This is a genomic window from Sporomusa sp. (assembly GCF_035561255.1).
GTDB lineage: Bacteria > Bacillota > Negativicutes > Sporomusales > Sporomusaceae > Sporomusa.
Genome location: NZ_DATMXX010000321.1, coordinates 1 through 4,488, shown reverse-complemented (window position 1 = coordinate 4,488; position 4,488 = coordinate 1). Strand labels below are relative to the sequence as shown.

3 protein-coding genes and 1 tRNA gene are annotated in these 4,488 nt (G+C 43.6%); all 4 read right to left on the bottom strand.

The features are described 5' to 3' along the window. Positions 1-26 precede the first annotated feature (26 nt). Positions 27-103 (bottom strand) — tRNA-Arg (locus VN379_RS17555). A gap of 262 nt (positions 104-365) precedes the next feature. Continuing rightward, the gene (locus tag VN379_RS17550; protein ID WP_325536173.1) at positions 366-656 is read right to left on the bottom strand and encodes a hypothetical protein; all 291 of its coding nucleotides are present in this window, start codon (positions 654-656) and stop codon (positions 366-368) included. 96 nt (positions 657-752) lie between these two features. Then, the gene (locus tag VN379_RS17545) at positions 753-2,873 is read right to left on the bottom strand and encodes an RNA degradosome polyphosphate kinase (RefSeq protein ID WP_325536174.1); all 2,121 of its coding nucleotides are present in this window, start codon (positions 2,871-2,873) and stop codon (positions 753-755) included. Between the two features lie 5 nt (positions 2,874-2,878). Continuing rightward, complete coding sequence (locus tag VN379_RS17540) at positions 2,879-4,426, bottom strand: HD domain-containing protein (protein ID WP_325536171.1); 1,548 nt, start codon at positions 4,424-4,426, stop codon at positions 2,879-2,881. Positions 4,427-4,488: the final 62 nt, after the last annotated feature.

Genomic DNA, 4,488 nt, shown 5'->3' with positions numbered 1-4,488 from the left:
GAAGAACTTCCACTCAGAGAATAAGTTGGTGACCCCGGCAGGATTCGAACCTGCGGCCTTTTGATTCGTAGTCAAACGCTCTATCCAGCTGAGCTACGGAGTCATATCTACCGACAAAAAGCATTTTATCATATTCTCTTAGTTAAAGTCAAGCATCTTATAAAGTACCCTTCTCTTGTTATCCACATTGACGTTATCCTACTTATCCACAGTGAAAATCCTTATATCGTCACTATTCATCCCTTAATCCACAGATTTTCCCCACAATCAATCATACAGTTATCCACATTTCCACGTGTTTTGGGGATAAGTTTGTGGATAAGTTCATTGTTCTTTGACTAAAAGAGAATAAGCGTGACATTTCGTCACGCTACCGGCCGACTCCAATCAACATGTACACCCGTCTTTTCCCAGATGCGGGTAAGCGCTGTTTTAAGATGCTCAGCACTTTCTGCTGCACGAATCGTGACATCCTTAAAATCCAGAAGCCCTTCACCAGCCACTCGAATCACATGCTCAGACGCCAGATAATTTTCAATGATTTGTCGAGTTGCGACATTATCAAATACCACCTTAACAGACTTACTTTCCTCATCATACTCAATATAACCGCACTGATTGTTGTACTGAACAGCTACTTTAAAATTGTTCTGCATGAATATCGCCTCTTTTCTCTCAGAAACACATTATTTCCACTTAGTATATTATTATACCGGCAGGAGACAAAATCCTGCCGGTATTTATTGATTTAGTTACTCTGCCCGCTTATATAAAGGCTTCAGGCGCTGCTCAATGGTAATGTTCTGGACCTGTGCCGCCGATTGTGCTTCAGCATAAAACTCGAGCTGACTGTTGACGGTTTTGCCGCGCTTATCAACCCGCCGGTAGGTACCATCTTTTTTCATAATATAGGCTTTTTGGTTATCTGTCAGAGAAATGTCCAGGATATCTTTAATTCTTTCAATGTGATTGGGGTCTTCGATAGGGAAAAACAATTCAACCCGCTCATTGAGATTACGCGGCATCCAATCGGCGCTTGATAGGAATACCCGTTCATCACCACCATTGCCAAAATAAAATATGCGATGATGCTCCAGATACCGCCCGACGACGCTACGGACTGTTATATTATCGCTTACTTCGGCCACACCTGGTCTAAGAACACAAATTCCCCGGATAATCAAGTCAATCTTGACGCCCTGGCACGAGGCTTCGTACAGTTTGAGGACAATATCCTTATCCACCAGTGAGTTCATTTTAGCAATAATCCGTCCCACTTTACCGTCCTTGGCAAATTCAATCTCCCGGTCGATCAGTTCCTTGATTCTTTCCCGGAGGCCCAGTGGTGCAACAACAATTTTATTCCATACCGGTGGATCAGAATACCCTGACAATACATTAAAAAACGCGGAGGCATCAGCACCGAATTGGTCATTGGCCGTAAAAAGCCCCATATCTGTATACATTTTGGCTGTGGCATCATTATAGTTGCCTGTCCCCATGTGGACGTAACGTTTGATGCCGTCCTGTTCCTGTCTGACCACCAAGATCATTTTGGCATGGGTCTTAAGTCCTACCAGCCCATAGATAACATGACAGCCTGCTTCTTCCAGCCGTTTAGCCCAGAGAATATTGTTTTCTTCATCAAACCGTGCCTTTAACTCTACAAGTACGGTAACCTGCTTACCATTTTCTGCTGCCTGGGCCAGCGATTTTACGATTGGCGAATTACCACTCACCCGGTACAAGGTCTGTTTGATCGCCAATACCTTGGGATCCCACGCTGACTGTCGGACAAATTCAACAACAGGTTCAAACGATTCGTACGGATGGTGCAGCAGGATATCCCGCTCGCGGATAGCTTCAAAAAGGCTGGTAGTGCCAATAAGATCCTGGACCAGTTGCGGTCCCATTGGGCTATACCGCAGGTGTTCCAGCCCCGGCAACTCACTGAATTTAAAAAAACAGGTAACATCAAGCGGTCCTGAGATTTCATAGACATCCTGTTCCTCAATACTGAGCGTATGCACCAATAATTCTCTTAGATGCTTATTGTTCGTTTTCCCAATCTCCAGCCGCACAGCCTGACCACGTTTGCGTTGTCGGAGTGATTTTTCGACTTCAGCCAAAAGATCTTCCGCATCTTCCTCGTCAATGGAAAGGTCAGCATTCCTGGTTATCCGGAATGGCACTATATCTTTAATGGTGTATCCATGGAACAAGTGTGCACAATAATGTTTAATAATATCTTCCAAAAAAACAAACTGGCGTTTCTCACCATTTGAAGGCGCTTCAATGATCCGGGGCAGAACGCCGGGAACCTGAATGACGGCGGCGTGGGTTTCACCCCGTTCCCGGCCCAGAAACACAGCCAGGTTAAGACTGCGGTTGGCTAAAAAGGGAAAGGGATGGCCAGCATCTACCGCCATGGGGGTGATGACAGGAAAAATGGTATTATTAAAGTAATTCTCAACCCATTCTTGCACCCGTTCATCAAGACTGGTAATATCGGCAAAACTGATATCAGCTGTAGCCAGCTCCTGCAGGATATTTTTTAAATACCGGTACTTAAACTTGACCAATTCATGCGTATCTTCAGCAATACCGGCCAGCTGCTGACTGACTGTCAAACCGGCAGCATCAGTCTTATTAATGCCACTTTCAAACTGATGCTTGAGTCCCGCCACGCGAATCATAAAAAACTCATCCAGATTGGAACTGGTAATTGCAATAAACTTGAGCCGCTCTAGCAGCGGCTTATGTTTAACATCAGCTTCTCCCAGTACTCTCCGGTTAAACTTAATCCAACTTAATTCCCGGTTAAAGAAGAATTCGGGATTGTCATGGATATCACAGTTCCTGGCATTTGCCATAATCGTCACCCCGCCCTTCTAATTAATATTGCTTTTATGCCAAAAACATCTTCAAAAAAGTCGGCTTTTTCAGCAAAAGTCCATCCTTCCAGCGACATATCTTCACTGCTGGTCACAGTAATCACCATCTCTTCCCCACGCAGAACAACATCGGCCTGACTGACTTTTTGCCGATGGCTGCGATCAATGGCATCTGCCAGGCGGATAATGGCTGAAAGCTTGGAGACTGTAACTTTTTGCCCTGGTGTTAAATAGGAAAAATTTGCATCAGCGTCAGAAGGAGTACCTTTGGAATGATAGAATGCTATATTGGCCATTATATGTCTCTCAGCTTCAGAAAAACCCATAATATCTGAAGAAATAATTAAGCGGTACGAATAGAAATAATGGCGTCTTAAATTAACGTGCTTGCCAATATCATGGAGAATGGCAGCCACTTTTAAGAGCCGTCTGTGGCGTTCCCCCAGACCGTGAACGCGTGCCAATTTATCGAACAGGAGTAAAGACCACTTTTCAACAGCGGCGGCATGGTTAGGATCATAATAATATTTTTTACCAATTTCCCAACACAGGCTAATAAGCTGGTCTTCAATAAGGTTATTATGTTCATGCCCGGTTTTTTCTGCAATATGTTTAATAATAACACCATCGATAAATTGATCACTTGGAATAACAATCTCTTCTGGATTAGTAAGCGATATAATCTTTTTGTACAGCACAATAGTGGGCAGTACTATCTCAGCTTTATTCTCAGTTAGACCAAAGTTTTTGATAATTTGCGGCAGATTAAGCGACCGCACCTGCTTATAGAGATCGCTAAATTCGGACAGACTGAAAAAGGTAACCCTTCCCTGTTCTTTTCCAAGCATTTTTAGGAGCAGTTTTGTTTCTGGACCGGATAGTACCAGCCGCTTAATATTGTGCTGGCTCATTTCCTTTTCTACCGGTTCAATAGTACTGCTTATATATTGAGATAATGCCTCATGAAAATTTGCTGAATCGCGCTGACTTTTGTCAAAGCTTTCTTTGATACGGAGGGCACCGATATGAATATTCTGCTGATAGGTAAGGCCTCCGTCTTTATAGAGCGTAAAACCAAGTCCACCTGAGGAGATGTCGACAAACAGCATCCCCTCCTCTTGATTCATCAAGCCACGCTCATTTACAGTTTTGACAAGCGAAACATATTTATAAAAAATTTCCTGAGGCATATCAACAACTTCTACATTAAAGCCGCTTTTTACTTTGATCTGGTCGATAATATACGGTTGGTTTTGCGCTTCACGAATAGCGGTAGTAGCTACCAGACGATAATCACGCACCCCATACTCATTGAGCAGGCGGCGGTACCCCTTTAACAGTTCGCATATCTCACTTACGGCAGCAAAGCTAACACGCCCGGTTTTAAATGTTTCCTCACTTAACATCACCTGACGGTAGCTTTGTTCGACGATTTTAACATCATCCAGTGTATTATATTCGACAATCTGAACACCGATCTGCTCTGAACCTACATGAATGGCAGCAAACCGGTCTGGAGCATGTCTGGCCATTGCCTGCCCCCCTAAATTTCTTGATTTATATAATATGCTCTAATTCGACATTAAGAACTAAA

What these genes read in the sequence shown, in the direction of transcription:
- VN379_RS17550 (WP_325536173.1), bottom strand. Translation starts at nt 656, where the DNA reads ATGCAGAACAATTTTAAAGTAGCTGTTCAGTACAACAATCAGTGCGGT.
- VN379_RS17545 (WP_325536174.1), bottom strand. Translation starts at nt 2,873, where the DNA reads ATGGCAAATGCCAGGAACTGTGATATCCATGACAATCCCGAATTCTTC.
- VN379_RS17540 (WP_325536171.1), bottom strand. Translation starts at nt 4,426, where the DNA reads ATGGCCAGACATGCTCCAGACCGGTTTGCTGCCATTCATGTAGGTTCA.